Source organism: Actinokineospora spheciospongiae, from assembly GCF_003182415.1.
In the GTDB taxonomy this organism is placed as follows: domain Bacteria; phylum Actinomycetota; class Actinomycetes; order Mycobacteriales; family Pseudonocardiaceae; genus Actinokineospora; species Actinokineospora spheciospongiae.
Window position 1 is genome coordinate 336,135 of the sequence record NZ_QHCP01000003.1, and the last position, 25,679, is coordinate 361,813.

Sequence of the window (25,679 nt, forward strand, 5' to 3'; positions counted from 1 at the left end):
CCCCCCCATGCGCGCAGTGATCTTCGACTGGGGCGGCACCCTCACCCCCTGGGTCACCATGGACCACCTGGCCGCCTGGCGCGCCTACGCCGACGTCGTCCACCCCGACGACCCGGGCCGGGCGGCGACCCTCGCCACCACGGCGTTGGGGGCCGAGGACGCCCTGTGGCTGCGGGTCCGCGAGGAACACCGCGCCTTCACCCTCGCCGAGGTCCTGGAGAACGCGGGCGGCCCGCACGACGACCAGGCCCTCGACGCCTTCCGCCGCTACTGGGACCGGGCCACCCACACCGACCCGCAAGCCGCCCCCATGCTGAAAGCCCTGAAGGACAGGGGCCTGCTCACCGGCGTCCTGTCCTCCACGGCCTGGCCCGCCGACTGGCACGAGCACGTCCTGCACCGCGACGGCGTGCGCGACCTGTTCGACGCCCGGGTCTGGAGCAGCGACCTCGCCCACACCAAGCCCCACCGAGCCGCGTTCGAGGCGGCGATGCGAGCGGTGGGCGTGGACAACCCCGCCGAGTGCGTCTACGTGGGCGACCGCCCGTACGACGACATCAGCGGCGCCAAGTCGGCGGGCATGAAGGCGGTCCTCATCCCGCACAGCACCATCCCGGCGGTCCAGCAGGTCCCCGTGGACGTTGCCCCCGACGCGGTGATCCAGTCCCTGTCGGAACTGCCCGAAGTCCTCGACACCTGGTTGCTCTAGCGCGCCGCGATCCCCCGGACCACCCCGAGTTCGAGCAGGTCCTGTGGGCGCAGCCGCAACTGGTCGGACAGCGCGGGCACGTCCTCCGGGGTCCGCTTGAGGATCGCCGCGCTCAACTCCGGTGCGATGACGGAGAAGTAGGCGTCCGGCGCGATCCACGTCCGCTCGGGCGCGGCCAGCGCCAGTGCCCCGCCGGACCCGCCCTCGCCGATGACCAGCGTGGTGACCGGCACCCGCGCCCCGCCGACGACCCCGAACAGCTCCGCGATCGCGGGGCCGACCCCGGCCCGCTCGGCCACCGCGTCGTTCGCGGCGCCCGGCGTGTCCACCAGCGTCAGCACCGCCAGCCCGAGCCGCTCGGCCAGCCGCACCAACCGGGACGCGGTCCGGAACCCGGCCGGTGTGGTGGCCGTCCCGGTCTGCGCCGCGAAGGCGACCGCGTGCCGCCCCCGCAGCCCCACCCCGCACAGCATCCCCGCGTCCACCCCGCCCGCGCGGTCCCCGCGGATCTCCCGCCGCAGGTCGAAGTAGTCGTCCAGGTACGCCTCCGCCCGAGGCCGCGACGCGGCGCGCGCCCCCGTCACCGCGGCCCACCCGTCGGCGGGCAGTTCCACCGACCCCAGCGCCCGGGGCACCTCGGCCGGGTCGGGGGCCCCGGAGGTCAGCAGCAGCAACCACTCCGCCACCACCTCGCCCAGCGACTCCGCCGAGCACACCTCGTCGACGTGCCCGCCCGCGAACTGACCTTCCGCCGTGTACGCCGGGTCATCGGTGACGGCGGGCGGCCGGACCCGCCGCCCGGCGAACCCCACCTGCGCCCCCTCGACGGCGAGCACCACGTCCGCCCCGGCCCCCAGCGACGCCCACAACCCGCCCGTCGTCGGATCACGGAGCACCGAGACCTGCGCGACCCCGGCCTCCCGCAGCAGCACCGACTGCCGGGCGATCCGCTGCAACTGCCGCAGCGACAGCATCCCCTCCTGCATCCGGCTGCCACCGGTGGCGATCAGCGACACCAGCGGCGTCCGCGTCTCCCGGGCCCGGCGGAACGCGTACTCGATCCGGTCCCCGGTAGCGGTCCCCACGGACCCGCCCAGGAACCGGAAGTCGAACGCCACCAGCACCGCCGACACCCCGCCGACCCGCCCCACCCCGCAGACGACCGACTCGCTCTCCCCGGAGCGCCGCAACGCCCGGACCCGGGCGTCGTCGTACCCGGCCCACCCCAGCGGCCCGTCCACCGCGGCGGGACCGGCCGGGGCGGTGAACTCCGCGAACTCCTCGGCAACAGCGGCCAGGACCTCCCGGGCGCCGCCGTCAGGCACCGAGCGCTCGCTTGGTGACCTTGCCCATCTCGTTGCGCGGCAACGACTCCAGGTACCGCACCACCCGGGGCCGCTTGTGCGGCGACAGCAACCGCGCCACGTGGTCGGCCAACTCCTCCAGCGCGGGCGGCGGCCCCGCGGGCACCACCCACGCCACGATCCGCTCCCCGAGGTCGTCGTCCGGTTCCCCGGTCACCGCGACCTCGGCCACCCCGGGGTGCTCCAGCAGCGCGTTCTCGATCTCCCCGGCGCCGATCTTGTACCCGCCGCTCTTGATCAGGTCCGTGGCCCGCCGCCCGACGATCCGCACGTACCCGTCCGCCTCGCGCACCGCCATGTCCCCGGTGCGGAACCACCCGTCGTGCAGCGCCGCCGCCGTGGCGTCCGGCCGGTTGAGGTAGCCCAGGAACAGGTTCGGCCCGCGGACCTCGATCTCCCCGACGGTCTCCACCTCGGCGAACGGCACCCCGTCGTCGTCAACCAGCCGCAGCTCCACCCCGTCCACCGGCAGGCCCACGGTCCCCGGCCGCCGGTCGCCGGAGGCCCGCACGCTGGTGTTCATCAGCGTCTCGGTCATCCCGTACCGCTCGACGACCGCCAACCCGGTGGCCCGGGTGATCCGCGCGTGGTCGGAGGCGGGCAGCGCCGCCGACCCGGACACCAGCAGCCGCGCCCGCCCCACCCCGGCCGCCACCGCAGGGTCGGCCTCGCAGTCGGCGGCCAGCCGGTGGTACATCGTCGGCACCCCGAACATCATCGTGGCCGGACCGGCCAGCTCGGCCGCGATCACCGCCGAGTCGAACCGGCCGATGTGCCGGACCCCGCCCCCGCGCCGCAGCGGCCCAAGCACCCCCACGACCAGCCCGTGCACGTGGAACAGCGGCAGCGCGTGCACCAGCACGTCCTCGGCGGTCCACTCCCAGGCGTCGGCCAGCGCGTCGAGGTTGCTCGCGATGGCCCGCCTCGGCATCAGCACGCCCTTCGGCGGCCCGGTCGTCCCCGAGGTGTAGACGATGAACGCGGGCGACTCCGGGTCGGCCTCCTCCGGCAGCGGCCCGGATTCCCGCGCGGTCAGGTCCACGTCCACCCGCGCCAGTCCGGCCAGCCCGTCGGGCAGGTCCACGCCGGGTGCCGCCAGCACCAGCTCCGGGGAGCTGTCGGCGAGGATGTGCGCCAGCTCCCGCTCACCGACCTTGGGGTTCAGCGGCACGACCGTCACCCCGGCCACCAGCGCGCCGACGACGGCCAGGCAGGTGTGCGGGCTCGGGGTGGCCCACACCGCCACCCGCCGGGCACCGCCGAGCCGGGAGACCACCGCCCGCGCGGCGTCGGCCAGCTCGGAGAAGGTCAGGACCTCGTCGCCGAACCGGACCGCCTCGCGCGTGGTCGGGTCGGACAGGGTGGGCAGCAGCACCGTTCGGACTGTAGTGGGGGGCGGGCTCGCGGGCAGTTGCCACGATCACGTCGACGAGGGCACCCCCCGGCCGCTACGGGCGGCCTCGTACCCTTGACGACCGTGCTGGTCCTCGCTGTCGACACCTCCACCCCCGCGGTCACCGCCGGTGTCCTCGACCTGCCCGCGGACGGGCCGCCGACCCTGCTGGCCGAGCGGGTGACGGTCGACGCCAAGGCGCACGGCGAACTGCTCACCCCGCACGTGCGCGACGCCCTCGCCGCCGCGGGGAAAGCGCTTGCGGAGGTCGACGCGGTGGTCTGCGGCACCGGGCCGGGGCCGTTCACCGGGCTGCGGGCGGGCATGGTCACCGCCGCCGCCCTCGGGCACGCCCTGGACCGCCCGGTGCACCCCGTGTGCTCCCTCGACGCCATCGCTGTCGTGGCCGCCGCCGAGGCGCCCGGTGACCCGCTGCTGGTGGTCACCGACGCCCGCCGCCGCGAGGTCTACTGGGCCGCCTACGGCCCGGGCGGCGCCCGCACCGCGGGCCCGGACGTCGTCGCCCCCGCCGAGTTGGCCGGGCGCCTGGCCGAGCTGGGCGTGACGCGGGTGGCTGGGGCCCGGATCTTCGACTTCGGCCTGCCGGTGGTCGGGCCCGAGCACCCCACCCCGGTCGGGCTGGTGACCGCCGCCGCGGCGGTGCTGCGCGCGGGCGCCGAGCCCGGCGACCTGACCCCGCTGTACCTGCGCAGGCCGGACGCGGTCGAGCCCGGGGCGCGCAAGCGGGTGAGCCGGGCGTGAGCGAGCCGGTCACGACCGTCCGGCTGGCCCCGCTGCGCCGGGCCGACCTGCGCCGCTGCGCCGAGCTGGAGCAGCAGTTGTTCCCCGGTGAGGACCCGTGGAGCGAGCACGCCTTCGCCACCGAGCTGGACTGGGGGCACCACTACCTCGGCGCCTACGCGGGTGAGCAGCTCATCGGGTACGCGGGCCTGTCCCTCGCCGGGCGGCCCGGCGACATGGAGGGCAGCGTCCACACCATCGGCGTCGACCCGGCCCACCAGCGCCGTGGTGTCGGCAGGCTGCTGCTGCGCGCCCTGCTCGACCGCGCCGACCAAGAGGGCGCCGAGGTCTTCCTGGAGGTGCGCACGGACAACGCGGGCGCCATCGCCCTGTACGAGGCGCACGGCTTCGACACCATCGGACTCCGCAAGCGGTACTACCAGCCCTCCGGCGCCGACGCCTTCACCATGGCCCGGCCCGCCCGGCCGAAGGAGAGCACGTGACGATCATCCTCGGCATCGAGAGTTCCTGCGACGAGACCGGCGTCGGCCTGGTCCGGCTCGACGGCGACGGCCGTCTGGAGTTGCTGGCCGACGAGGTGGCCTCCAGCGTCGAGCAGCACGCCCGCTTCGGCGGCGTGGTGCCCGAGGTGGCCAGCCGGGCACACCTGGAGGCGATGGTCCCGACCATGCGCCGCGCCTTCGAGGTCGCCGGGCTGAAACTGTCCGATGTGGACGCCATCGCGGTCACCAGCGGACCCGGCCTGGCGGGCGCGCTGCTGGTCGGCGTGTCGGCGGCCAAGGCCTACGCGCTGTCGCTGGGCGTGCCCCTCTACGGCGCCAACCACCTGGCGGGCCACGTCGCCGCCGACACCCTCGAACACGGCCCGCTGCCCTCGCCCTGCCTGGCGCTGCTGGTCTCCGGCGGCCACAGCCAGCTCCTGCGGGTGGACGACCTGGCGACCCGCGTCACCGAGATCGGCTCCACCATCGACGACGCCGCGGGCGAGGCCTACGACAAGGTCGCCCGCGTCCTCGGCCTCCCGTACCCCGGCGGCCCGCCGATCGACCGGGCCGCCCAGCGCGGCAACCCCCGGGCCATCGCCTTCCCCCGCGGCCTGACCGGCCCGCGCGACGCGGAGTACGACTTCTCCTTCTCCGGCCTCAAGACCGCCGTGGCCCGCTGGGTGGAGGCCCGCGAGCGCGACGGCGAGGAGGTCCCCCTCGACGACGTGGCCGCGTCCTTCCAGGAGGCGGTCGCCGACGTCCTCACCGCCAAGGCCGTCCGCGCGGCCGAGCGGTTCGACATCGGCACCATGGTCGTCTCCGGTGGGGTGGCCGCGAACTCCCGGATCAAGGCGCTGGCCGCCGAGCGCTGCGCCGCGGCCGGGATCACCCTGCGCGTCCCCAAACCGAGGCTGTGCACCGACAACGGCGCCATGGTCGCCGCCCTCGGCGCCCACCTGGTCGCCGCGGGCGTTGAACCGTCCTCTTTGGACCTGTCGGCGACACCGGGCCTCCCGGTGAGCACGGTGTCGGTCTGAGCGCGCCTAAATCCGTTGCGGGCGGGGCGGTCCGACCGTCATAGTCGTCCACGACAGCGACCGACCCGGGAGGAGCACGATGCGGTACTGGAACGCCGAGCGATTCGGCCAGCACCCACCGGGCTTCCCCGTGACCGCCTGACGGTCACTCGGAAGCCGCCCCCCGGTCCGCCGGCCAGGGCGGCTTTTTCGTTGTCGGTTCACCCCGCGCACGGGCGGGAAACTCTTGTCCGCAACAACATCTCGGTCCGGTGCGGTCGACCGGGGGAGTGGTCCGTGCGCCGCGCTCCCGGTCGATTGTCCCCATGGTCCAACGGAGAGGGCACCGGTCTACGGAACCGGCGGTCCAGGTTCGATTCCTGGTGGGGACGCAGCCCGCGCCTCGCGAGCGCGGGACCAAACACCGAGCGGCCCCGGGGAACCCCGGGGCCGCTCCGGTTTCAGGAGATCACCACGTCCGCCGCGCGCACGTACGCGACCCGGTGGCCGAACTGGATCTGCACGTACCGCTCACCCCGGACCACGGTGTGCGTGGCCGGGTCGAACGTGGTGGCCCAGTAGTACTCCGACGGCGTCGTCAGGCCCACCGCGTACCGCTGGCCCGCGGGCAGCGAGTACTGCAACGGGGTCACCGCCTGCGCCGGGATGCCCGCCGGGTACGCCGACGCCTCCGGGTACGCGCGGCCGTACACCGGGACGGCGGTCCGCCCGGGTTTCGCCGACACGGTCGCCGCGCGGCCGGGGATGGCGTCGCGGCTGTGGAACCAGCCCTTCTGGCTCAGGTACCAGATCGCCGTCCAGTCGCCGCGGCGGTCGGCGACGGCGTACTGCTGGCCCGCGTCGACCCGGCTGCCGATGTCGGAGACGCCCAGGGTGGCCGGGGAGCCGTCCGGGCGCAGGGCCACGTCGTTGAGCAGCGGGGCGGTGTCGCTGGGTGCGCTGCGCAGGATCACCGAGCTGGAACCACGCGGCGCGCACGGGGTGCCCGCCTCGGTGCACCCGGTGAAGGCGGGCTTGTTCGCGGCGAAGTCCGGCTTGACCGTGACGACCCCCGAACCCCGGCCCGCCGGGCGGAACGGGGCGCCGAGCAGGTCGAAGTAGTGCGACCAGTCGAAGTAGGGGCCCGGGTCCCAGTGCATCCCCGCGACCGTGCCCGGGACGGTGCCCGGCACGTTGTCGTGGCCGATGACGTGCTGGCGGTCCAGCGGGATGCGGTACTTCTCCGCCAGGTACCGCACCAGTTTGGCCGAGGTGCGGTACATCGCCTCGGTGTACCAGGTGCCCTGGGCGGCGAAGCCCTCGTGCTCCAGGCCGATGGACTTGGCGTTGACGTACCAGTTGCCCGCGTGCCAGGCCACGTCCTTGGTCGGCACGTGCTGGGCGATGTGCCCGTCGGCGCTGCGCAGCGAGTAGTGCCAGCTCACGTACGTCGGGTCCCGCACCAGCCGCAGCGTGGTGTCCCAGGTGGCCTCGGTGTCGTGGATGACGATGTGGTCGATCTTCTGGCTGGTCGGGCGGTCGGCGAGGTCGTGGTTGCCGTAGTCGCCGCCGAACTCCTCGTACGGCGCCGGGATCGACTCGCAGCCCAGGCTGCGCGGGCACTCGACCCGCGAGCCACCCGCCGGGGCCAGGCCCATCCGGTTGAGCACCGAGCGGTCCGGGGTGAGCGGGGTGGCGGCCAGGCGCACCCGCTGCCCGTCGTCGGTGGTGCGGTCGGCGCCGGTGGCCAGCACGGAGAAGACCTCGTCGGCGAAGGCGGACGCGGCACCCGCCTCGGTCGCGCCGCTGTAGCGGGCCACCGCGCCGTACCAGCGGGCGGGATCACCGGTCGGGCCACCGAGGTCGCGCTGGTGGGCGGCGAGCAGGGCGGCACCGCCGCGGACGTTGGCCACCGGGTCCGACCGCAGGATCGCCGGATCGATGCCGGTGAGCGAGGCGGCCAGGTCGACGGTGCGCAGCGCGGGGGAGTCGGTGTCGAGGGCGCCGGGCTCGGGGAGCAGCGCCGGGCGGGCCGCGTCGCCGCGGGCGTCCTCGGTGCCGTCGTGGTGGTGCCCGCCCGGGTTGGCGGCGCGCACGTCGGTCAGGTGCATCGGGCCGTAGCCCGCGGCGGTGCTGGGGGCGCCGCCGTTGGCGTCCCAGCGGGACTCCAGGTAGGACACGCCGAGCAGCACCGGCTCGGGCACGCCGAACTCGGCGGCGGCAGCCCGGAACGCGGCCTGGCGCTCGCCGGTGGGCTGGGGTGGGGTTGCGGGTGCGGCGTACGCGGCGGGCGCCGCCACCCCCGCCACCGCGATCGCGGCGACGGTCAGGGCCAGAGTGCGGGACACGGGGGACCTCCCGGCGGGCAGGGACGGGCGGATCGCCGTCCACTCTCCTGCCGGGAGGCCGCGCCCGTCAATCTTTGACGCTCCTACGGTCTACCCGGTGGGGTGTTCACACCCGGTTGAGGGTGGGAACGCGGTCCTCCACGACGAAGCTCGCGGCCGTCTCCACCGGGGCGCCCGCCGTCCGCACGTACGGCAGGGTCCGGAAGTCGGCCCGCAGCTCGCCCGCGCTGAACTTCGTCCGCACGTACCCGCGGCGGTTCTTGAAGAACTTGAGGTGCGGGTTCTCCGCGAGCACGGTCGCGGAGGTGCTCTCGTCGCCGTCACCGGTCGAGGTGATGGAGGTGGTGACCAGCTCGGTGGCCACCCCGCGCGAGTCCGGGCGGTCGTAGCTCTCCTTGACCTCCCCGGCCCAGTGCCGGTGCACGTCACCGGTCAGCACCACACCGTTGCGGGTGCCGCCCAACGCCGAGGCGACCTTGTCGCGGCTGGCCTTGTACCCGTCCCAGGAGTCCATGCTGAACCCCTGCCGCTCACCGGCGGTGAGGTCGCGCTGGGCGAAGAACACCTGCTGGCCGAGCACGTCCCACCGGGCCCGCGAGGTGCGCAACCCGTCGAGCAGCCACCTCTCCTGCTCCGCGCCGGTGATGGTGCGGGTCGGCTCCAGCCGCTCCCCGCAGTCGACCTTCGTGCCGTCCCCGCATGCCTGGTCGTCGCGGTACTGGCGGGTGTCGAGCATGTGGAAGGTCGCCAGCGAACCCCACCGCACCCGGCGGAACAACTGCATCTCCGCCCCGCGCGGCCTGCTGACCCGGCGCAGCGGCATGTTCTCGTAGTAGGCCTGGAACGCGGCGGCCTTGCGCGCCGGGAACGCCGGGTCCGGCGCCTCCGGGGTGTCGCTCGCCCAGTTGTTCTCGATCTCATGATCGTCGAACACGACCAGCCAGGGGGCCACCTGGTGGGCGAACTGGAGGTCGGCGTCGGACTTGTACTGCGCGTGCCGCAGCCGGTAGTCGGCCAGCGCCCGCGTCTCCGGCCCCGCCACCACCCGCACGTCGGCGGCCTTGGCGGCGTACTCGTACTGGTAGTCGCCCAGGTGCAGCACCAGGTCCGGCTGGTCCTCGGCGAGGCGGCGGTAGGCGGTGAAGAAGCCCTCGCCGTAGTGCGAGCACGACGCGAAGCACATGGTCAGCCCCTGGCCCAGGGCACCCGCGGCGGGGGCGGTGCGGGTCCGCCCGGTCACCGACAGGTGCCCGTCGACGCGGAAGCGGTAGAAGTACTCGGTGCCCGCCCGCAACCCGGCCAGTTCGACGTGGACGCTGTGCGCGGTCTCCGGCCGGGCGAACTCCACCCCGGCCCGGACCACCCGGGTGAACCGCTCGTCGGTCGACACCTGCCACTGCACCGGCACCACCCGGTTCGGCATCCCCCCGTGGCCGTCCGGGGCCAGCGGGTCGAGGGCCAACCGGGTCCACAGGACCACCCCGTCGGCGGACGGGTCGCCGGAGGCGATGCCCAGGGTGAACGGGAAGGCCAGCCGGGGCGTGCCGGTGGCGGCCAGGGCAGGCAGCCCGACGGCGGTGAGGCCGACGGCGGCGGCACCACCGAAGAGGACGGAGCGGCGGGTGGGGAACATGGTGGGGGACCTCCGGTACGTGGTGGTTACCGGTTCGCCATGCTCGCCCGTGGTCGGTGACCCGCGCCCCACATCCGGGTGAGGACTTGGTGAGGGTTGGGCGTCGCCCAGGTCATGCGCGGGGGTGCGGCCGAGGGGAGTCGCGGTCGGGCCGCGTCCGGTGCGGCTGTTGCGGGCACGGGCTTTTCGGGCATGACCTGGGGTCTGGTCCTCAAAGCCTGGTCTTCTGGTGGGTGGTGCCTGGCTGGGTGGATGTGCTCGGCTGTGCCGCTGTTCAAAGCCCGGTCTTTTGGTGGGTGTGCCCGGCTGGGTGGATGTGTTTGGCCGGGGCCCCTATGGCGATCATGTGCTCCAGTGTGACCGGGTGGGGCTGAAAAGATGCCCCACCGCCCAGGCAGGCTGTCACATGATCGCCACCCCCGGCCAAACACATCCACCCACCCGGGCAGTTGGCCTGCCGGGCCGGCGGTTTCGGGGTGGTCGGCTGGGCAAGCACATCCACCCACCCGGGTATTTGCTCGCCGGGCTGGCGGTTTTCGGGGTGGTCGGCTGGCCAAGCACCTCCACCCACCCGGGCCGGGGCGTAGCCGGGCCGCCGGTTGCGGGGGTGGCTGGCTGCCGAGCACATCCACCCACCCGGGCAGTCGGCTCGCCGGGCCGGCGGTTTCGGGGTGGTCGGCTGGGTAAACACATCCACCCACCGGGCGTGTCCATAGCCGGGCCGCCGGTTTCAGGGTGGTCGGTTGGGCAAGCGCCTCCGCCCGCCCGGGCCTCTGCTTGGCCGGGCCGGCGGTTGTCGGGGTGATCGGTTGGGCAAGTGCCTCCGCCCGCCCGGGCGTTCGCTTGCCGGGCCGGCGGTTCGTGGGGGCTGGCTTGAGGGCAGGCCCTAGGTTTGTGCCCGTGCACCCGGTGATCTCGCTCCTGCAGTCCCGCCGCGCTGCGGGCGGCCGTGTCGACGGCCACCGCCTGGCCCTGGCCGTCGAGGGTGGCGGCAGCCGTGGCGCCTTCTCCGGCGGCATGGTCGTCGCCCTGGCGGAGCTGGGTTACGCGGCGTGCTTCGACGCGGTGTTCGGATCGTCGGCGGGTGCGCTCAACGGTGCGTGGTTCCTCGCCGGGCAGGCCCGGCCCGACGTCATGGCCTGGGACGACCCGGCGGTCATCCGCCGCGTCACCAACCCCTGGCGGGCGCTGCGCCTGGGGCCCGTGGTCGACACCACCCACCTGGTCCAGGTCGTCTACGAGACCATCCCGATGGACTTCGCCGCCATCCTGGCCAACCCCACCACGTTCCACCCGCTGGCCACCGACACCGCCACCGGGGCGGCGACCGACCTGCACCCGCTGGTCACCGATCAGCGCACCCTGCAACTGGCCCTGCGCGCCAGCACCGGCCTGCCCCTGCTCTCCGGCCCCCCGGTCCGCCTGGGTGGGCGGACCTTCATCGACGCCGGGCTGGCCGAGGCGATCCCGTTCCGCACCCCGCTGGCGCGGGGCTTCACCGACGTCCTGGTCCTGCGCACCCGCCAGACCGGCTGGACCGCAGGCCCGCCGTCGCGCCTGGAGGGCCGCGTCGTCTCCCGCTACCTCGACCGCGTCGCCCCCGGCGCCCTCTCGTCCTGGGAGGGCCGGGCGGCCCGCCAGGAGGCCGACGACCGCGACCTCGCCACCGACCCCGCCGTCCTGGAGGTCCGCCCCGCCGCCGGGGCGCCGGAGGTCGGCAGGCTCACCCGCGACACGGCCCTGCTGACCAGGGCCGTCGCGGCGGGTCGGGAGGCCGTGCTGCGGGTCCTCAGCCCCTGACCATGCACACCCGGGTGGCCGGGTCCAGCCCCGCCTCGGCCTCCCGCCGCACGACCTCGCGCAGCCCCCCGGTCGGCTCGACGACCCGGAAGCCGATCCGCCGGTAGTAGGGCGCGTTCCACGGCACGTCGGCGAACGTGGTCAGCGTGACCCCGCCCCCGTCGTCCACGTGGTCGATCAGCGCCGCCCCCAGCCCCAGCCCCCGGAACGCCGGGTCCACGCTCACCTGCGCGACGTGCACCCGCCCGTCGACCCGCTCGGCCACCAGGTAGGCCGCCACCACGTCGTCCACTTCGGACACCCAGGCCGCGCCCGCGTCGACGAACGCCAGCAGGTCCGCATCGGACGGCGGCGCGTCGTCGGCGATGTGGGGCATGCCGACGTCGCGGAACGCGGCCCCCGCCGCCACCTCGATCTCCCGCAGCCGGTCGAAGTCGCCCACCCCGGCCCGGCGGATCATCCCCGCCCGGGCACCCGTGGAGCCGTCATCCCTGGAAGTCATGTTGTGTCACTCCCCGCTTTCTCATCCCATCTCGGCGGACCCCGTTGCAGCGTTAGCAGTCGCGTGGGTAGAGTGCTAGACGCACGGCGCCAGTACCGCCCCGGCACCCGCGACGGCGGGGTGGCAGGAGCCGTTGGTGGAGCCTCGTGAGGGGTTCCGCCGCCATCAACCTGCCAACGCTTTCGACGACCCGTGGAGGTCACAGCGGTGAGCGTGAACATCAAGCCGCTCGAGGACAAGATCGTCGTCCAGGCGAGCGAGGCCGAGGCTACGACTGCCTCCGGTCTGGTCATCCCGGACACTGCCAAGGAGAAGCCCCAGGAGGGCAAGGTCGTGGCGGTGGGCCCGGGCCGGATCGACGACAAGGGCAACCGCGTCCCGGTGGACGTGGCCGTGGGTGACGTCGTCATCTACTCCAAGTACGGCGGCACCGAGGTCAAGTACAACGGCGAGGAGTACCTCATCCTCTCCGCCCGCGACGTGCTGGCTGTCATCAACTAAGACGTACCCACACGCTGAACGCCCCGGCGGCCCCGTTCGGGGGCCCGACCGGGGCGTTTCGCGTACAGGAGAGGGACAATGCCCAAGCAGATCAGTTTCGACGAGGACGCTCGTCGGGCCCTCGAGCGCGGTGTGAACAAGCTCGCCGACGCGGTCAAGGTCACCCTCGGCCCGCGCGGGCGCCACGTCGTGCTCGCCAAGAAGTTCGGTGGCCCGATGGTCACCAACGACGGTGTCACGATCGCCCGCGAGATCGAGCTCGAGGACTCCTTCGAGAACCTCGGCGCCCAGCTCGCCAAGAACGTCGCCACCAAGACCAACGACGTCGCCGGTGACGGCACCACCACCGCGACCGTGCTGGCCCAGGCGCTGGTGCGCATCGGCCTGCGCAACGTGGCGGCCGGGGCGAACCCGACCGCCATCGGCAAGGGCATCCAGGCCGCGTCCGACGCGGTCGTGGAGGCCCTCAAGGCCAAGGCCACCCCGGTCAAGGGCCGCGACAACGTCGCCCAGGTCGGCACCGTCGCCTCCCGGGACGCCTCCATCGGCGCCCTGCTCGGCGAGGCCATCGAGAAGGTCGGCGAGAACGGTGTGATCACCGTGGAGGAGTCCTCCACGCTGGCCACCGAGCTCGTCGTCACCGAGGGCATCCAGTTCGACAAGGGCTACGTCTCCGCCCACTTCGCCACCGACCTGGAGGCGCAGGAGGCCGTGCTGGAGGACGCCTACGTCCTGCTGCACCGGGAGAAGATCTCCGCCCTGGCCGACCTGCTGCCGGTGCTGGAGAAGGTCGCCGAGAGCGGCCGGTCGCTGCTGATCATCGCCGAGGACGTCGACGGCGAGGCGCTGTCGACCCTGGTGGTCAACGCGCTGCGCAAGACCATCAAGGCCGTCGCGGTGAAGGCGCCGTTCTTCGGCGACCGCCGCAAGGCGTTCCTCGACGACCTGGCGATCGTCACCGGCGGCCAGGTCATCTCCGCCGAGATCGGCCTGAAGCTGTCCGAGGCCACCCTCGACTCGCTGGGCACCGTCCGGCGCGCCGTGGTCACCAAGGACGACACCACGCTGGTCGACGGCGCGGGCGCCAAGGCCGACATCGACGGCCGGGTGGAGCAGATCCGCAAGGAGATCGAGGCCACCGACTCCGACTGGGACCGCGAGAAGCTGCAGGAGCGGCTGGCGAAGCTGTCCGGCGGCATCGCCGTGGTCAAGGTCGGCGCGGCCACCGAGACCGAGCTGGCCGAGCGCAAGCACCGCATCGAGGACGCCGTCGCGGCGACCAAGGCCGCGGTCGAGGAGGGCATCGTCCCCGGCGGCGGTTCCGCGCTGGTGCAGGTGGCCAAGGAGCTCGACGGCGACCTCGGCCTCACCGGCGACGAGGCCACCGGCGTGCGCATCGTCCGCGAGGCGCTGTCCGCGCCGCTGTTCTGGATCGCCGCGAACGGCGGCCAGGAGGGCGCGGTCGTGGTCAACAAGGTGCGCGAGCTGCCCTGGGGCCAGGGCTTCAACGCCGCCAAGCTGACCTACGGCGACCTGCTCGCCGACGGCGTGGTGGACCCGGTGAAGGTCACCCGCTCCGCGGTGGCCAACGCCGCCTCGATCGCCCGCATGGTGCTCACCACCGAGAGCGCGGTCGTGGAGAAGAAGGAAGACGAGCCCGCCGACGCGGGTCACGGGCACGGCCACGGCCACGGGCACTGACCCGGGCCGCACGGACGAAGGGCCCGACCGGCGTGGTGCCGGTCGGGCCCTTTCGCGTTCCCGGGGACCTCAGTGCGAGGCCACCGCGAGCGAGCGCTTGTCGGTCTTGATGATCGCCTCGCGCTCGGATTCCGAGAGCCCGCCCCAGATCCCGTAGGGCTCGTGCACCGCCAGTGCGTGGGACCGGCACAGCGACAGCACCGGGCAGGCCTGGCAGATCGCCTTCGCCTTCGCCTCCCGCCGGGCCCGCGCCGGTCCGCGTTCGCCGTCCGGGTGGAAGAAGAACGCGCTGTCCATGCCCCGGCAGGACCCGTCGAGCTGCCAGTCCCACACATCGGCGTTCGGCCCGGGAAGCCTGCGAGTGTCCGCCATTGCCGCCGCCTCCATAGTCACAGGGAATCTGTGTCTGTCCACCGTCCCGAGTGGAGCGAATTACTCCATTCGGCGCAACGTGTTACACGCTAGAACCGCGCCAATGCTTGTTCAAGGGTGATCGACTCATCGGTTGCGCGGTTCAGCCGATCGGCATTCGCCGGTTGACGCAGCGTGTTCGTCCGTCCGGTTGCCGGTCGTCCGGAGTCACCCGACGATGGGGGAGTGCCGACCGAAACCGCGCCCGGGAGTCCCGGAGAGTCGGCGTCCGGGGCCGAGCCGACTCTCCCGGTCGCCGCGGTGGCGCGCAGGCTCGGCGTCGCCCCCGCCACGCTGCGCACCTGGGACCGCCGCTACGGCCTGGGCCCGAGCGGGCGCACCACCGGCAGGCACCGCCGCTACGCCCCCGCCGACCTGGCCCGGCTGGAGCTGATGCGCCGGGCGCTGCTCAACGGTGCCGCCCCGGCCGAGGCCGCCGAGTACGCGCTGCGCGTCTCCGCCGACCCGGCCGCGCTCGCCGACCTGGAGCTGCCCGACCCGGACGCCGTCGCGGCCAGGGTGCGCGGCGGGCCGCCCGGCGGTGGTCCCCGGGTGCGCGAGCTGGTCCGCGCGGTGCTGGCCATGGACGACGCCGCGGTGACCGCCGCGCTGGCCGCCGCCCTGGTCGACCGGGGCGTGCTGTGGGTGTGGGACGAGCTGGTGGGGCCGGTGCTGGCCGCGGTCGGGGTCGGCTGGACGCACCCGGCCGACGCGGGCACCGAGGTCGCCCACCTGCTGACCGAGTGCGTGCTGACCGAGGTGGTCCGGGCGACCCCGCCGGTGCGCGGGCCCGCGCGGGTGCTGCTGTGCGGGGCCCCGGGCGAGCGCTACGGCCTGCCGCTGTACGTGGTGCGCGCCGCGCTGGCCGAGCGCGGGGTCGCGGTGCGGCTGCTCGGCGCCGCGCTGCCCGCCCCGGCGCTGGCCGCCGCCGCAGGCCGGACCGGGCCCGCGGTCGTGGCGGTCTGGGCGCAGGCGGCCGCGCACGCCGACCCCGCCGTCCTGCGCGCGGTCCCGACCGCCCGGCCGCGGCCGCGGCTGCTCGCCTGCGGGCCGGGCTGGACCGCCGCCGGGTTGTCCACGAGGGTGGAACACCTCCCCGATGTGGGTGACACAGTCGGGCGCATCGTTTCAGTGTTGACCCCTGCCGCAGACTCCCCTCGTGAGTGACCCTGATCTGTGGGACGCGGCCTTCGGCCGCACACCCGGCGCAGACCCCTTCCGGCCCCCGCGAACCCCCGGGGACGCCTGGCTCGCCGGGGTCGCGCTCGGTGGCCGCGGCCACTACGCCGCGGCCGTGGCCCGGCTGGTGCCGCTGCTGACCGACCGCGACCCGGTGCTCGTCGCGCTCGCCGCCGCCGCCCTCGGCTCGCACCGCAGGCAGTTGGGCGGGCACGCCGCCGCCCAGGTGCTCGACGGCCGGGGGCTGGCCGCGCTGGCCCGCGCCCCGGCCGACCACCCCCGGCTGCCGGAGGCGCGCTCGGACGTCCTGCTCGGCCTGGCCGCCGACGCCGTCGGGCTCGGCCGCACGGCGCGGGCGCGGTCGCTCACCGCCGCCGAGGCCGACGGCCCGGACCCGGGCTGGCGCGGGCGCATCCGCCGGGGTTGGCTGGCCGCGGAGGTCGAACTGGGCGCCGGGCGGGCCGCGGCGGCGCTGGACCCGGCCAGGGCCGCGCACGCCGCGGCGGTCGACTCCGGCTCCACCCGGCACCGGGTCAAGTCGGCGATGGTGCTCGGCGCGGCCCTGGCCGCGGTCGGGGCGGGCGCGGAGGCGCTGCCGCTCGTCACCGGGGCGCTCACCGACGCCGGGGAGGCCGGGTTGCCGCCGCTGCGCTGGCCGTGCCTGCTGCTGCTCGCGGCGCTCGACCCGGCGGCGGCGGCCCGGCACGCTGAAGACGCGGAGCGCGTCCTGCACTGTGTGTTACGACACGCCGACCCGCCCGGCCGGGAACTCGCGGTCGCCTCGCCATGGCTTCCGACCTCGGATTTTGTCGTTGGTCCGAACAGGTGACCACGACCGATCGGCAATACGGTGAACTCGTTGACAGATTTACCACCGCATCGTGTCAAGGTTCGGCGCCAAGCGTCCGATAGGGGATATGGAACGTCACTCGGCTGCAGGAAGGAGTCCCCGTGACAACGGTCTTGATCTGCGACGACCGGCGCAGCGTGCGGGAGGGCTTGACCCGTGTCATGTCTGCTGTACCAGGGGTCAGTCGCATCGACTGTGTAGCGCACGGTGACGAGTTGCTCGCCCGCTTCTCCCGGCAGCCGGTGGATGTCGTGCTCGTCGGCACGCAGCGCGCGGTGCCCACCGGTGTGGAGGCCACCCGGCGACTCGTCTCGGCGAACCCCCAGGCCAACGTCATCGTCTTCGGCGCGCCCGACGACGCGGGCAGCATCGCCGCCGCGATCGCGGGCGGTGCCCGCGGCTACCTGCGCTGGGACGCCTCGCGCCCCGAGCTGGTCGCGGCGCTGGCGCACACCCTGGCCAGCACCTCCGTGCCCGCGCCCCGGCAGCCCTCGGACCCCGGGGTCCAGCTCACCGACCGCGAGCTGCAGGTGCTGCGCGGGATGAGCCAGGGCAAGAGCAACGGCCAGATCGGCCGCGAGCTGTACCTCTCCGAGGACACGGTGAAGACGCACGCGCGTCGGCTCTTCCGCAAGCTCGGCGTGCGCGACCGCGCGCAGGCCGTCGCGCACGGGTTCCGGCGCGGCCTGGTCTCCTAGGGACCGATCCGCTGTCGGCGGCGAGCCGTGTGTGCCCGGGTGGGGAGGGGCGCGCACGGCTCGCCGTGCGTCCACCGACCTGCCCGCGCGCGAGCGGGACCGGGCGGGTAGTGTGCGCTCTGTCACGCCGTCGTTCGACCCTCCGGGTGACCCCGGTCGACGAATGCCCACAAAGCGCTTCCGACCAGGACGGTACGGTGGACCACGGGTGCGGCCCGGCCGCACCCGCCTCTTCCGCCGTTGACCGAACCAGTAACACCAGGGCTGCATTCTGCGATGACCACATTGGGGGACGGACTGGACGCGTCGGTGAGCGCCGCCGTCGAGGGTGACCCTCGGGCCATCGAGCGGGTGCTCGCGTCCGTGCGTCCCCTGGTGGTGCGGTACTGCCGCGCCCGTGTCGGAAGGCAGGAACGCTCGTACGCCTCGGCGGACGACGTGGCCCAGGAGGTGTGTCTCGCGGTGTTGACGGCGCTGCCCGGCTACCGCGACCAAGGCCGCCCGTTCCTGGCGTTCGTCTACGGGATCGCCGCCCACAAGGTCGCCGACGCCCACCGGGCCTCCTCGCGTAACCGATCGGAGCCCGTCGCCGATGTTCCCGACGGGCCGGAAACCGAAGCCGGTCCGGAGCAGCGGGCGATGCAGGGGGAGCTCAGCAGGCGGATGAACGACCTCTTGCAGGTCCTGCCGGACAAGCAGCGCGAGATCGTGGTGCTGCGGGTGGTGGTGGGGCTGTCGGCTGAGGAGACGGCCGAGGCGGTCGGCTCGACACCCGGAGCGGTCCGGGTGGCCCAGCACCGTGCACTTGCCAGGTTGCGGAAGACTTTGTCCGCGGAGGAGGTGGTCTGAGATGCCCGACCAGGGTGATCGGAACGAGTTCGGGACGGCGGACGAGACCGCGTCCCGCGCGGAGCAGCCGAGGTCGAACGTGACCCCGGTGGTGTTCGGCGACCCCGACCGCCGCACCGAGCGCTTCGAGGGGCTGGAGATGGCCGACCCGGACGACTTCGCCGACGACGAGGGCGCGGTCGACATCTCCCTGGTGCACGCCGACGACGCCTTCCTCGACTCCCTCGGCGCCGCCCTGCGCGACGAGCGCACCACCCCCGCCCAGGACTTCCGCGACGACGAACTCGCCCTCCTGCTGACCTCCTGGCGCGACGAGGTCGACGCCGCCCCGATGGGCGAGCTCGTCGACACCCAGCTCGCCCAGGCCACGGTGCTGCAGGCCCGCACCCGCAAGCGCCACCGCAGGCCCCGCCTGCTGGTCCCGTTCGCGGCGGCGGCCGCGGTCCTCGCCATCGCCTTCACCGGCGCGGGCCTCGCCGCCCGCGACGCCCACCCCGGCGACACGCTGTGGAGCCTGACCAAGGTCCTCTACGCCGACCACGCCCGCTCGGTCGAGGCGGCGGCCTCGGTCCGCGCCGACCTGGAGATCGCCCAGGCCGCGCTGAACCAGGGCAACGTCGCCGAGGCCAAGGGCAAGCTCGAAGAGGCCAAGCAGGAACTCCCCTCGGTCAGCAACGAGGACGGCCGCACCGACCTCGCCGCCCAGCACGCCGACCTGCTCTCGCTGCTGCGCGGCAACCCGGCCGACCCGGCCACGCCCCCGCCGCTGCCCAACCCGTCCACCGTCGCCCCGGTGGTCACGACGCCCCCGGCCACCAGCCACCCGCCGAAGCCGACCACGGTGACGCAGCCGAGCAACCCCCCGTCGTCGACCACCCCGCCGCTCCCCTCCACCACCCCGGAGGACCCCCCGGTCAGCACCACGGTGCCCACCGCGACCGGCGAGGTCCCGCGCGAGGAACCGGAGGACACCCCCTCCGACACCGGCACCCAGGGCGAAGCGACCCCGAACGACGCGGAAGCCTAGGAACGCGAGCCAGACGTGTGAGAGGCCCCACCGGAAAATCCGGTGGGTCCTCTCACACGTTCACGGTGGGTGGGGCGGGCGGTTGGAGGCGCTGACCGGGGCACAACCACCCGGTCGAGCACCTCACACCGGGCGGGCGAACCGCTAGTGGGCGTTCTCGCTGGAGGTGACCCCGTCGGCGAACCCCCGGCAGTACTCCCAGCTCACGTAGCACTCCGGGTCCGGGTCGAACGCGGGCTCGTGCGGCCGCATCCGCCCGTCGTCGAGCAACTGGCGCAGGCTCGACGCCAGCAACTCCCAGTCGTGGTAGTGCGGCTCGTCGCACTCCCCGCAGTCGACCACGATGCCGCGCAGCCCGCGCGGCTCCAGCAGCGCCTGGTAGACGGCCAGGTCGGCCAGGTCGCCGACCAGGTCCTCCCGCTCCTCGGCGGTCATCGGCCGGTCGTCGTGGTCGTGGTGTTCGTCCAGGGCGCGCGCCGGGTCCTCCGGGTCGCCGTGGAACGGGTCGGGTGGCAGCCCATCCCCGGGGAACGGGTTGGGCGGAACTGCGTCATGCGGCACGAGCACGCACGGTACCCGCCGACTGGCCCAGTGTCCCCCGGATACCATGGGGTGACCGTGCCGCGGGGTGTGTTCTCGCGGGTGCACGGCCCCGCGGGTGCACGGCGGGGTGCGCTCCCCGGCCGCCGCCTGCACCACCTGTTCCGCCAGCCATGCAGGAAGGTCCGCGACCCACCATGACCAGCGAACTCAACGCTGACGGAGTCCCGCCCAAGTTCGCCACCCTCGGCCTGACCTTCGACGACGTGCTGTTGCAGCCCGCGCAGTCCGACGTGATCCCGAGCAGTGTCGACACCTCCACCCGGGTCTCCCGCAACGTCACCCTGCGGATTCCGATCCTGTCCGCCGCCATGGACACCGTCACCGAGGCGCGGATGGCGATCGCCATGGCCCGCCAGGGCGGCATCGGCATCCTGCAGCGCAACCTGTCCATCGAGGAGCAGGCCCGGCAGGCGGAGACGGTCAAGCGCTCGGAGGCGGGCATGGTGACCGACCCGGTCACCTGCTCGCCGGAGGACACCCTCGCCGAGGTCGACGCCATGTGCGCCAGGTACCGGATCTCCGGGCTGCCGGTGACCGACGCCCAGGGCATCCTGGTCGGCATCATCACCAACCGGGACATGCGCTTCGAGGTCGACCACAGCCGCAGGGTCTCCGAGGTGATGACCCAGGGCCCGCTGATCACCGCCCAGGTGGGCGTGTCCGCCGAGGCGGCGCTGGGGCTGCTGCGCAGGCACAAGGTGGAGAAGCTGCCGATCGTCGACGGCGACGGCAAGCTGCGCGGGCTGATCACGGTCAAGGACTTCGTCAAGACCGAGCAGTTCCCCAACGCCACCAAGGACCCGGACGGCAGGCTCGTCTGCGGCGCCGCGTGCGGTGTCGGCGACGACGGCTACAAGCGGGCCATGACGCTGTTCGAGGCGGGCGTGGACGTGCTGATGGTCGACACCGCGCACGGGCACTCCCGCGCGGTCCTCGACATCGTGTCCCGGTTGAAGAAGGAGCTGGGCGACGCGGTTGACGTCGTCGGCGGCAACGTGGCCACCCGCGCGGGCGCGCAGGCCATGGTGGACGCGGGCGCGGACGGCGTGAAGGTCGGCGTCGGCCCGGGTTCCATCTGCACCACCCGCGTGGTGGCCGGGGTCGGCGTGCCGCAGATCACCGCCATCCACGAGGCGTCGCTGGCCTGCGCCCCGGCGGGCATCCCGGTCATCGGCGACGGCGGCATCCAGTACTCCGGCGACATCGCCAAGGCCATCGCGGCCGGGGCGAGCGCGGTCATGCTGGGCAGCCTGCTGGCGGGCACCGCGGAGGCCCCCGGCGACCTGGTCCTGGTCAGCGGCAAGCAGTTCAAGACCTACCGCGGCATGGGTTCGCTGGGCGCCATGCAGTCGCGCGGCGAGGCCAAGTCCTACTCCAAGGACCGCTACTCCCAGGACGACGTGCTCTCCGACGACAAGCTGGTGCCCGAGGGCATCGAGGGCCGGGTGCCGTTCCGCGGCCCGCTGTCGTCGGTCATCTACCAGCTCGTCGGCGGCCTGCGCGCGGGCATGGGCTTCACCGGGTCGCGCACGATCGCCGACCTGCAGCAGGCCCAGCTCGTCCGGATCACGGCGGCCGGGCTCAAGGAGAGCCACCCGCACGACATCACCATGACCGTCGAGGCACCGAACTACACCACCCGCTGAACCCTCGGCGGCCCCGGAAAGGAACACCAGTGCGGGATCTAGTCGACATCGGCATGGGGCGCACCGCTCGGCGCGCCTTCGGCCTCGACGACGTGGAGATCGTGCCGTCGCGGCGCACCCGGTCGTCCTCGGACGTGGCGACCACCTGGCAGATCGATGCCTACCGGTTCGACATCCCGCTGATCACCCACCCCACCGACGCGGTGGTGTCCCCGGCGGGCGCGGTCGCCGTGGGGAAGCTGGGCGGCCTCGGGGTGCTCAACGCCGAGGGCCTGTGGGCCCGGCACGCCGACCCGGAGAAGGCGCTGGCCCGGCTGGTCGAGGCCGCCGACGCCGGTGAGGAGCCGGGCGCGCTGGTGCGCGTCCTGCAGGAGCTGCACGCCGCGCCGATCCAGCCGGACCTGGTCGCCGAGGCGATCCGGCAGGTGCGCGAGTCCGGGGTGACGGTCTCGGCGCGGGTCAGCCCGCAGAACGCCGCGCTGCTGGCCCCCGGGCTCATCGCCGCCGGGGTGGAGATCCTCGTCGTGCAGGGCACCATCGTCTCCGCCGAGCACGTGGCGCGCGGGGCGGACGAGCCGCTGAACCTCAAGAGCTTCATCGGCGGCCTGGACATCCCGGTCATCGCGGGCGGCGCGCACGACTACCGCACCGCGATGCACCTGATGCGCACCGGCGCGGCGGGCGTCATCGTCGGCTACGGCCACTGCGACGGCGTCACCTCCACCGACAGCTCGCTGGGCATCGGCGTCCCGATGGCCACCGCGATCGTCGACGCCGCCGCCGCCCGCCGCGACTACCTCGACGAGACCGGCGGCCGCTACGTGCACGTCATCGCCGACGGCGAGGTCAACACCAGCGGCGACATCGCCAAGTCCATCGCCTGCGGCGCCGACGCGGTGATGCTCGGCGCCCCGCTGGCCGCCGCCGACACGGCGCCGGGCAAGGGCCTGTACTGGACCTCGGCGGCGGCGCACCCGTCGCTGCCGCGCAGCCGGGTCCTGCCGGTCGCCGACGAGGTGGGCATCGACCTGAACACCCTGCTGTTCGGCCCGTCCGGCGAGGCCGAGGGCCTGGTCAACCTGTTCGGCGCCCTGCGCCGGGCGATGGCCAAGACCGGCTACTCCGACCTCAAGGAGTTCCAGCGGGTGGGCCTCACCGTCCGCTCGTGAAGGTCACCGACGTGGAGAACACCCGCACCCGGCGCGCGCCGGGTGCGGCTCGGTCCACCGAGGGGGGCGGCGCGCGCCGCGACGCGGTGACGTCCGGCGCGCCGCGGTCGGACCACGGGTGAGCCGCGTCGTGCTCGCCGAGGCGGACGGGATCGCCTTGGCCGAGGCGTTCCCGGAAGACCGGGCCGCGCTGGCCGCGGGCTCGGACGGCGCCTTCGACGTCGACCCCGACGACCGGCCGCAGGTGCCGCCGGTGGGCCTGGTGCGCGCCGCCGTGCTCGACGCCGCCACCGGTGGGCTGCTCGGGCAGGTCAGTTGGCACCAGGTCGGCTGGGGGCGGACGCGGGCGTGCGCGGCGTGGAACATCGGGATCGCGCTGCTGCCCGCCGCCCGGGGGCGCCGGGCCGGGGTGGGGGCGCTGCGGCTGACCGCGCGGCACCTGTTCGCCACCACCGACCTCGACCGGGTGGAGGCGGCCACCGACGTCGACAACCTGGCGGCGCGACGGGCGCTGGAGGGGGCGGGCTTCCGCGCGGAGGGCACGGTCCGGGGCGCGCAGCTCCGCGGTGGGGTGCGCCGGGACGTGGCGCTCTACGGACTGTTGCGTTTCGACGGGTAACGGTATGGGTGTTACTGCAAGTCACACAAAAGTGGCCCCCGCCCCTAGCCTTCCGTGTGACCAAACGCCTAACCTCGGGGTATGGCTGCGCAACTCACCGGTAACAAGGCGGACTACGACGTCGTGGTGGTGGGGTCGGGGTTCGGCGGCAGTGTCGCCGCCCTCCGGCTGACCGAGAAGGGCTACCGGGTCGCCGTGGTCGAGGCGGGGCGCCGGTTCGCCGACGACGAGTTCGCCGAGACCTCCTGGGACCTGCGCCGCTACCTGTGGGCGCCCCAGTTCGGGTGCTACGGCATCCAGCGCATCCACATGCTCAAGGACGTCATGATCCTGGCGGGCGCCGGGGTCGGCGGCGGGTCGCTGGTCTACGCGAACACCCTCTACCGGCCGCTCAAGCCGTTCTACAACGACAAGCAGTGGGCGCACATCACCGACTGGGAGTCGGAGCTGGCGCCGCACTACGACCAGGCCTCCCGGATGCTCGGCGTGGTGACCAACCCGACGACCACCCCGGCCGACGAGGTCATGCAGAAGGTCGCCGCCGACATGGGCGTGTCCGACACCTTCCACCCGACCCCGGTCGGCGTGTACTTCGACAAGCCGGGCGAGCAGGTCGCCGACCCGTACTTCGGCGGCGCGGGCCCCGAGCGCACCGGCTGCACCGAGTGCGGCTCGTGCATGACCGGCTGCCGCGTCGGCGCGAAGAACACCCTGGTCAAGAACTACCTGTACCTGGCGGAGCAGGGCGGCGCCAAGGTCATCCCGCTGACCACCGTGACCGCGCTGCGCGAGCGCGCCGACGGCACCTACGAGGTGGACCTGCGCAAGACCGGCACCCGGTCGAAGGCGTTCCGCACCTCCATCACCGCCGACCGGGTCATCCTGGCGGCGGGCACCTGGGGCACCCAGAACCTGCTGCACAAGATGAAGGACTCCGGCACCCTGCCGAAGCTGTCGGCCAAGCTGGGCGAGCTGACCCGCACCAACTCCGAGGCGATCATCGGCTCCGGCCGCACCTCGGTCGACCCGGAGCGCAACTACAGCGAGGGCGTGGCCATCACCTCCTCGATCCACCCGAACGAGAACACCCACATCGAGCCGTGCCGCTACGGCAAGGGCAGCAACGCCATGGGCCTGCTGCAAACCCTGGCCTCCGACGGCGACTCGGCGACGCCCCGGTTCGTGCAGGTGCTCAAGGGCCTGATCACCAAGCCCAGCTCGGTCCGGCTGCTGATCGGCCGCCGCTGGTCGGAGCGGACGATGATCCTGCTGGTGATGCAGTCGCTGGACAACTCGATCACCACCTTCACCAAGAAGGGCCTGTTCGGCAGGCGCAAGTACACCTCCAAGCAGGGCCACGGCGAGCCCAACCCGACGTTCATCAAGGCCGGGTACGACGCCAACCAGCACACCGCCAGGCACATCGGCGGCGTCGCGGGCGGCACCTGGAACGAGATGATGAACATCCCGCTCACCGCCCACTTCCTCGGCGGCGCCACCATCGCCGAGACCCCCGAGGACGGCGTGATCGACCCGTACCACCGGGTGCACAACTACCCGGGCATCTCCGTGGTCGACGGCGCCGCGATCACCGCCAACCTGGGCGTGAACCCGTCGCTGACGATCACCGCCCAGGCCGAGCGCGCGTTCTCGTTCTGGCCCAACAAGGGCGAGGTCGACACCCGACCGGCGCAGGGCACCGGCTACCGGCGCATCGCCCCGGTCGCCCCGGCCCGCCCCGCCGTCCCCGCCGACGCCCCGGGCGCCCTGCGCCTGCCGATCGTCGACATCCGCACCAACGGCAAGTCCACGCTGAAGGCCACCCAGTCCTGATCCACCGCCTGAGCGTCAGCCTGCTCGACGCCGACCCGCCCATCTGGCGCCTGCTGGAGGTCCGGTCGTCGACGACCCTCGCCGAGCTGAGCGCGGTCATCCAGACCGCGTTCGGCTGGTCGGGGGAGCACCAGCACGTCTTCACCACCCCGCACGGCCTCGTCGCCGACCCCGGGGCGGACCTCCCCGCCGCCGACGAGCGGACGGTCACCCTCGCCGAGGCCATGACCCACGGCCACCTCCAGTACCGCTACGACCTCGGCGACGCCTGGGACCACCTGGTGCGCCTGGAGAAGGTCACCCCCTCCGACCCGCGCCTGCGCTACCCCCGCTGCACCGACGGCGCCCGGGCGGCCCCACCGGAACACGTCGCGGGCGGCGTCCACGGCTACGCGGCCCTGCTCTCCGTCCTCCCCCACCCAGACCACCCGGACCACCCCCACCTCACCGAGTACCTCGACGCCGACTTCGACCCCAACCACTTCTCCGCCACCGCGATCGACGCCGAACTCCGCGACTGAGTCCCCCGGCCCACCGCCGGTCGTCCGGCGGGAGCGGTGGGCGCGGGCGGCCCCCACCCC

General features: G+C 73.8%; 25 protein-coding genes and 1 tRNA gene. 19 read left to right on the forward strand and 7 right to left on the reverse strand.

Going from position 1 to position 25,679, the window contains the following annotated elements; all coding sequences use genetic code 11:
• Positions 1–7: 7 nt before the first annotated feature.
• On the forward strand, positions 8–709 hold the full coding sequence (locus DFQ13_RS09115) for an HAD family hydrolase (protein ID WP_110079482.1): 702 nt from the start codon (positions 8–10) through the stop codon (positions 707–709).
• Here the strand turns inward: DFQ13_RS09115 and DFQ13_RS09120 are convergent.
• A complete protein-coding gene (locus tag DFQ13_RS09120) occupies positions 706–2,034 on the reverse strand; it encodes a carboxyl transferase domain-containing protein (RefSeq protein ID WP_110079483.1) in 1,329 nt (442 codons plus the stop codon). The genes DFQ13_RS09115 and DFQ13_RS09120 overlap by 4 nt on opposite strands.
• Positions 2,027–3,448 (reverse strand): acyl-CoA synthetase, encoded by a 1,422-nt coding sequence (locus DFQ13_RS09125; RefSeq protein ID WP_407643147.1) that lies wholly within the window; start codon positions 3,446–3,448, stop codon positions 2,027–2,029. Before DFQ13_RS09125 ends, DFQ13_RS09120 begins: the two co-directional genes overlap by 8 nt.
• 102 nt (positions 3,449–3,550) lie before the next feature.
• Between DFQ13_RS09125 and tsaB the strand changes: the two genes are divergently transcribed.
• The 4 genes from tsaB to DFQ13_RS09145 all read left to right on the forward strand — a co-directional run bounded on the left by tsaB (position 3,551) and on the right by DFQ13_RS09145 (position 6,121).
• Positions 3,551–4,228, forward strand: coding sequence for a tRNA (adenosine(37)-N6)-threonylcarbamoyltransferase complex dimerization subunit type 1 TsaB (tsaB, locus tag DFQ13_RS09130; protein WP_110079708.1), 678 nt, complete (start codon positions 3,551–3,553; stop codon positions 4,226–4,228).
• Complete coding sequence (rimI, locus tag DFQ13_RS09135) at positions 4,225–4,710, forward strand: ribosomal protein S18-alanine N-acetyltransferase (RefSeq protein ID WP_110079484.1); 486 nt, start codon at positions 4,225–4,227, stop codon at positions 4,708–4,710. Before tsaB ends, rimI begins: the two co-directional genes overlap by 4 nt.
• Positions 4,707–5,750 (forward strand): tRNA (adenosine(37)-N6)-threonylcarbamoyltransferase complex transferase subunit TsaD, encoded by a 1,044-nt coding sequence (gene tsaD / locus DFQ13_RS09140; protein WP_110079485.1) that lies wholly within the window; start codon positions 4,707–4,709, stop codon positions 5,748–5,750. Before rimI ends, tsaD begins: the two co-directional genes overlap by 4 nt.
• Before the next feature lie 299 nt (positions 5,751–6,049).
• Positions 6,050–6,121 (forward strand) — tRNA-Arg (locus DFQ13_RS09145).
• Positions 6,122–6,190: 69 nt separating this feature from the next.
• On the opposite strand, the gene DFQ13_RS09150 is transcribed toward DFQ13_RS09145, so the two are convergent.
• Both DFQ13_RS09150 and DFQ13_RS09155 read right to left on the reverse strand, forming a co-directional pair.
• On the reverse strand, positions 6,191–8,077 hold the full coding sequence (locus tag DFQ13_RS09150; protein ID WP_407643148.1) for an N-acetylmuramoyl-L-alanine amidase: 1,887 nt from the start codon (positions 8,075–8,077) through the stop codon (positions 6,191–6,193).
• 106 nt (positions 8,078–8,183) lie between these two features.
• Positions 8,184–9,710 carry an alkaline phosphatase D family protein gene (locus DFQ13_RS09155; RefSeq protein ID WP_110079486.1) on the reverse strand — a complete coding sequence of 509 codons (1,527 nt, stop codon included), beginning with the start codon at positions 9,708–9,710 and terminating at the stop codon, positions 8,184–8,186.
• Positions 9,711–10,610: 900 nt separating this feature from the next.
• Here DFQ13_RS09155 and DFQ13_RS09160 point away from each other — a divergent pair.
• Positions 10,611–11,510, forward strand: coding sequence for a patatin-like phospholipase family protein (locus tag DFQ13_RS09160; RefSeq protein ID WP_110079487.1), 900 nt, complete (start codon positions 10,611–10,613; stop codon positions 11,508–11,510).
• Here DFQ13_RS09160 and DFQ13_RS09165 read toward each other — a convergent pair.
• Positions 11,500–12,012: a GNAT family N-acetyltransferase gene (locus DFQ13_RS09165; protein WP_325050913.1), complete on the reverse strand. Its 513-nt coding sequence runs from the start codon at positions 12,010–12,012 to the stop codon at positions 11,500–11,502. The genes DFQ13_RS09160 and DFQ13_RS09165 overlap by 11 nt on opposite strands.
• Before the next feature lie 207 nt (positions 12,013–12,219).
• Between DFQ13_RS09165 and groES the strand changes: the two genes are divergently transcribed.
• Together groES and groL are read left to right on the forward strand one after the other, a co-directional pair.
• The gene (groES, locus tag DFQ13_RS09170; RefSeq protein ID WP_035279986.1) at positions 12,220–12,513 is read left to right on the forward strand and encodes a co-chaperone GroES; all 294 of its coding nucleotides are present in this window, start codon (positions 12,220–12,222) and stop codon (positions 12,511–12,513) included.
• 78 nt (positions 12,514–12,591) lie between these two features.
• A complete protein-coding gene (gene groL, locus DFQ13_RS09175) occupies positions 12,592–14,214 on the forward strand; it encodes a chaperonin GroEL (RefSeq protein WP_110079489.1) in 1,623 nt (540 codons plus the stop codon).
• 69 nt (positions 14,215–14,283) lie between these two features.
• Here groL and DFQ13_RS09180 read toward each other — a convergent pair whose 3' ends face one another.
• A complete protein-coding gene (locus DFQ13_RS09180; protein WP_035279988.1) occupies positions 14,284–14,586 on the reverse strand; it encodes a WhiB family transcriptional regulator in 303 nt (100 codons plus the stop codon).
• Between the two features lie 225 nt (positions 14,587–14,811).
• Between DFQ13_RS09180 and DFQ13_RS09185 the strand changes: the two genes are divergently transcribed.
• The 5 genes from DFQ13_RS09185 (at position 14,812) to DFQ13_RS09205 (ending at position 19,228) form a co-directional block, all read left to right on the forward strand.
• Positions 14,812–15,792: a MerR family transcriptional regulator gene (locus DFQ13_RS09185; protein ID WP_052020867.1), complete on the forward strand. Its 981-nt coding sequence runs from the start codon at positions 14,812–14,814 to the stop codon at positions 15,790–15,792.
• On the forward strand, positions 15,785–16,633 hold the full coding sequence (locus DFQ13_RS09190; RefSeq protein WP_110079490.1) for a hypothetical protein: 849 nt from the start codon (positions 15,785–15,787) through the stop codon (positions 16,631–16,633). The genes DFQ13_RS09185 and DFQ13_RS09190 overlap by 8 nt, the downstream gene beginning before the upstream one ends.
• A 122-nt stretch (positions 16,634–16,755) precedes the next feature.
• Positions 16,756–17,352: a response regulator transcription factor gene (locus DFQ13_RS09195; RefSeq protein ID WP_018682728.1), complete on the forward strand. Its 597-nt coding sequence runs from the start codon at positions 16,756–16,758 to the stop codon at positions 17,350–17,352.
• Between the two features lie 276 nt (positions 17,353–17,628).
• The gene (locus tag DFQ13_RS09200) at positions 17,629–18,201 is read left to right on the forward strand and encodes a sigma-70 family RNA polymerase sigma factor (protein ID WP_035279990.1); all 573 of its coding nucleotides are present in this window, start codon (positions 17,629–17,631) and stop codon (positions 18,199–18,201) included.
• Between the two features lies 1 nt (position 18,202).
• The gene (locus tag DFQ13_RS09205) at positions 18,203–19,228 is read left to right on the forward strand and encodes an anti-sigma-D factor RsdA (protein ID WP_110079491.1); all 1,026 of its coding nucleotides are present in this window, start codon (positions 18,203–18,205) and stop codon (positions 19,226–19,228) included.
• A gap of 144 nt (positions 19,229–19,372) precedes the next feature.
• Here DFQ13_RS09205 and DFQ13_RS09210 read toward each other — a convergent pair whose 3' ends face one another.
• Positions 19,373–19,795: a DUF5319 domain-containing protein gene (locus tag DFQ13_RS09210; protein ID WP_052020869.1), complete on the reverse strand. Its 423-nt coding sequence runs from the start codon at positions 19,793–19,795 to the stop codon at positions 19,373–19,375.
• Between the two features lie 170 nt (positions 19,796–19,965).
• Between DFQ13_RS09210 and guaB the strand changes: the two genes are divergently transcribed.
• From guaB to DFQ13_RS09235, 6 genes are all read left to right on the forward strand, one after another.
• Positions 19,966–21,477, forward strand: a complete 1,512-nt coding sequence (gene guaB, locus DFQ13_RS09215) for an IMP dehydrogenase (protein ID WP_035279991.1) — start codon at positions 19,966–19,968, stop codon at positions 21,475–21,477.
• A 29-nt stretch (positions 21,478–21,506) separates the two neighbouring features.
• Positions 21,507–22,646 carry a GuaB3 family IMP dehydrogenase-related protein gene (locus DFQ13_RS09220; RefSeq protein ID WP_035279992.1) on the forward strand — a complete coding sequence of 380 codons (1,140 nt, stop codon included), beginning with the start codon at positions 21,507–21,509 and terminating at the stop codon, positions 22,644–22,646.
• Complete coding sequence (locus tag DFQ13_RS35550; protein WP_267897643.1) at positions 22,643–22,768, forward strand: hypothetical protein; 126 nt, start codon at positions 22,643–22,645, stop codon at positions 22,766–22,768. The genes DFQ13_RS09220 and DFQ13_RS35550 overlap by 4 nt, the downstream gene beginning before the upstream one ends.
• A complete protein-coding gene (locus tag DFQ13_RS09225) occupies positions 22,765–23,265 on the forward strand; it encodes a GNAT family N-acetyltransferase (RefSeq protein WP_110079492.1) in 501 nt (166 codons plus the stop codon). Before DFQ13_RS35550 ends, DFQ13_RS09225 begins: the two co-directional genes overlap by 4 nt.
• An 81-nt stretch (positions 23,266–23,346) precedes the next feature.
• Positions 23,347–25,098, forward strand: coding sequence for a GMC family oxidoreductase (locus DFQ13_RS09230; protein WP_110079493.1), 1,752 nt, complete (start codon positions 23,347–23,349; stop codon positions 25,096–25,098).
• Positions 25,099–25,151: 53 nt separating this feature from the next.
• Complete coding sequence (locus DFQ13_RS09235; protein WP_233438360.1) at positions 25,152–25,619, forward strand: plasmid pRiA4b ORF-3 family protein; 468 nt, start codon at positions 25,152–25,154, stop codon at positions 25,617–25,619.
• Positions 25,620–25,679 lie beyond the last annotated feature (60 nt).

What these genes read in the sequence shown, in the direction of transcription:
- DFQ13_RS09115 (WP_110079482.1), top strand. Translation starts at nt 8, where the DNA reads ATGCGCGCAGTGATCTTCGACTGGGGCGGCACCCTCACCCCCTGGGTC.
- DFQ13_RS09155 (WP_110079486.1), bottom strand. Translation starts at nt 9,710, where the DNA reads ATGTTCCCCACCCGCCGCTCCGTCCTCTTCGGTGGTGCCGCCGCCGTC.
- DFQ13_RS09165 (WP_325050913.1), bottom strand. Translation starts at nt 12,012, where the DNA reads ATGACTTCCAGGGATGACGGCTCCACGGGTGCCCGGGCGGGGATGATC.
- groL (WP_110079489.1), top strand. Translation starts at nt 12,592, where the DNA reads ATGCCCAAGCAGATCAGTTTCGACGAGGACGCTCGTCGGGCCCTCGAG.
- DFQ13_RS09180 (WP_035279988.1), bottom strand. Translation starts at nt 14,586, where the DNA reads ATGGCGGACACTCGCAGGCTTCCCGGGCCGAACGCCGATGTGTGGGAC.
- DFQ13_RS09200 (WP_035279990.1), top strand. Translation starts at nt 17,629, where the DNA reads ATGACCACATTGGGGGACGGACTGGACGCGTCGGTGAGCGCCGCCGTC.
- DFQ13_RS09205 (WP_110079491.1), top strand. Translation starts at nt 18,203, where the DNA reads ATGCCCGACCAGGGTGATCGGAACGAGTTCGGGACGGCGGACGAGACC.
- guaB (WP_035279991.1), top strand. Translation starts at nt 19,966, where the DNA reads ATGACCAGCGAACTCAACGCTGACGGAGTCCCGCCCAAGTTCGCCACC.
- DFQ13_RS09230 (WP_110079493.1), top strand. Translation starts at nt 23,347, where the DNA reads ATGGCTGCGCAACTCACCGGTAACAAGGCGGACTACGACGTCGTGGTG.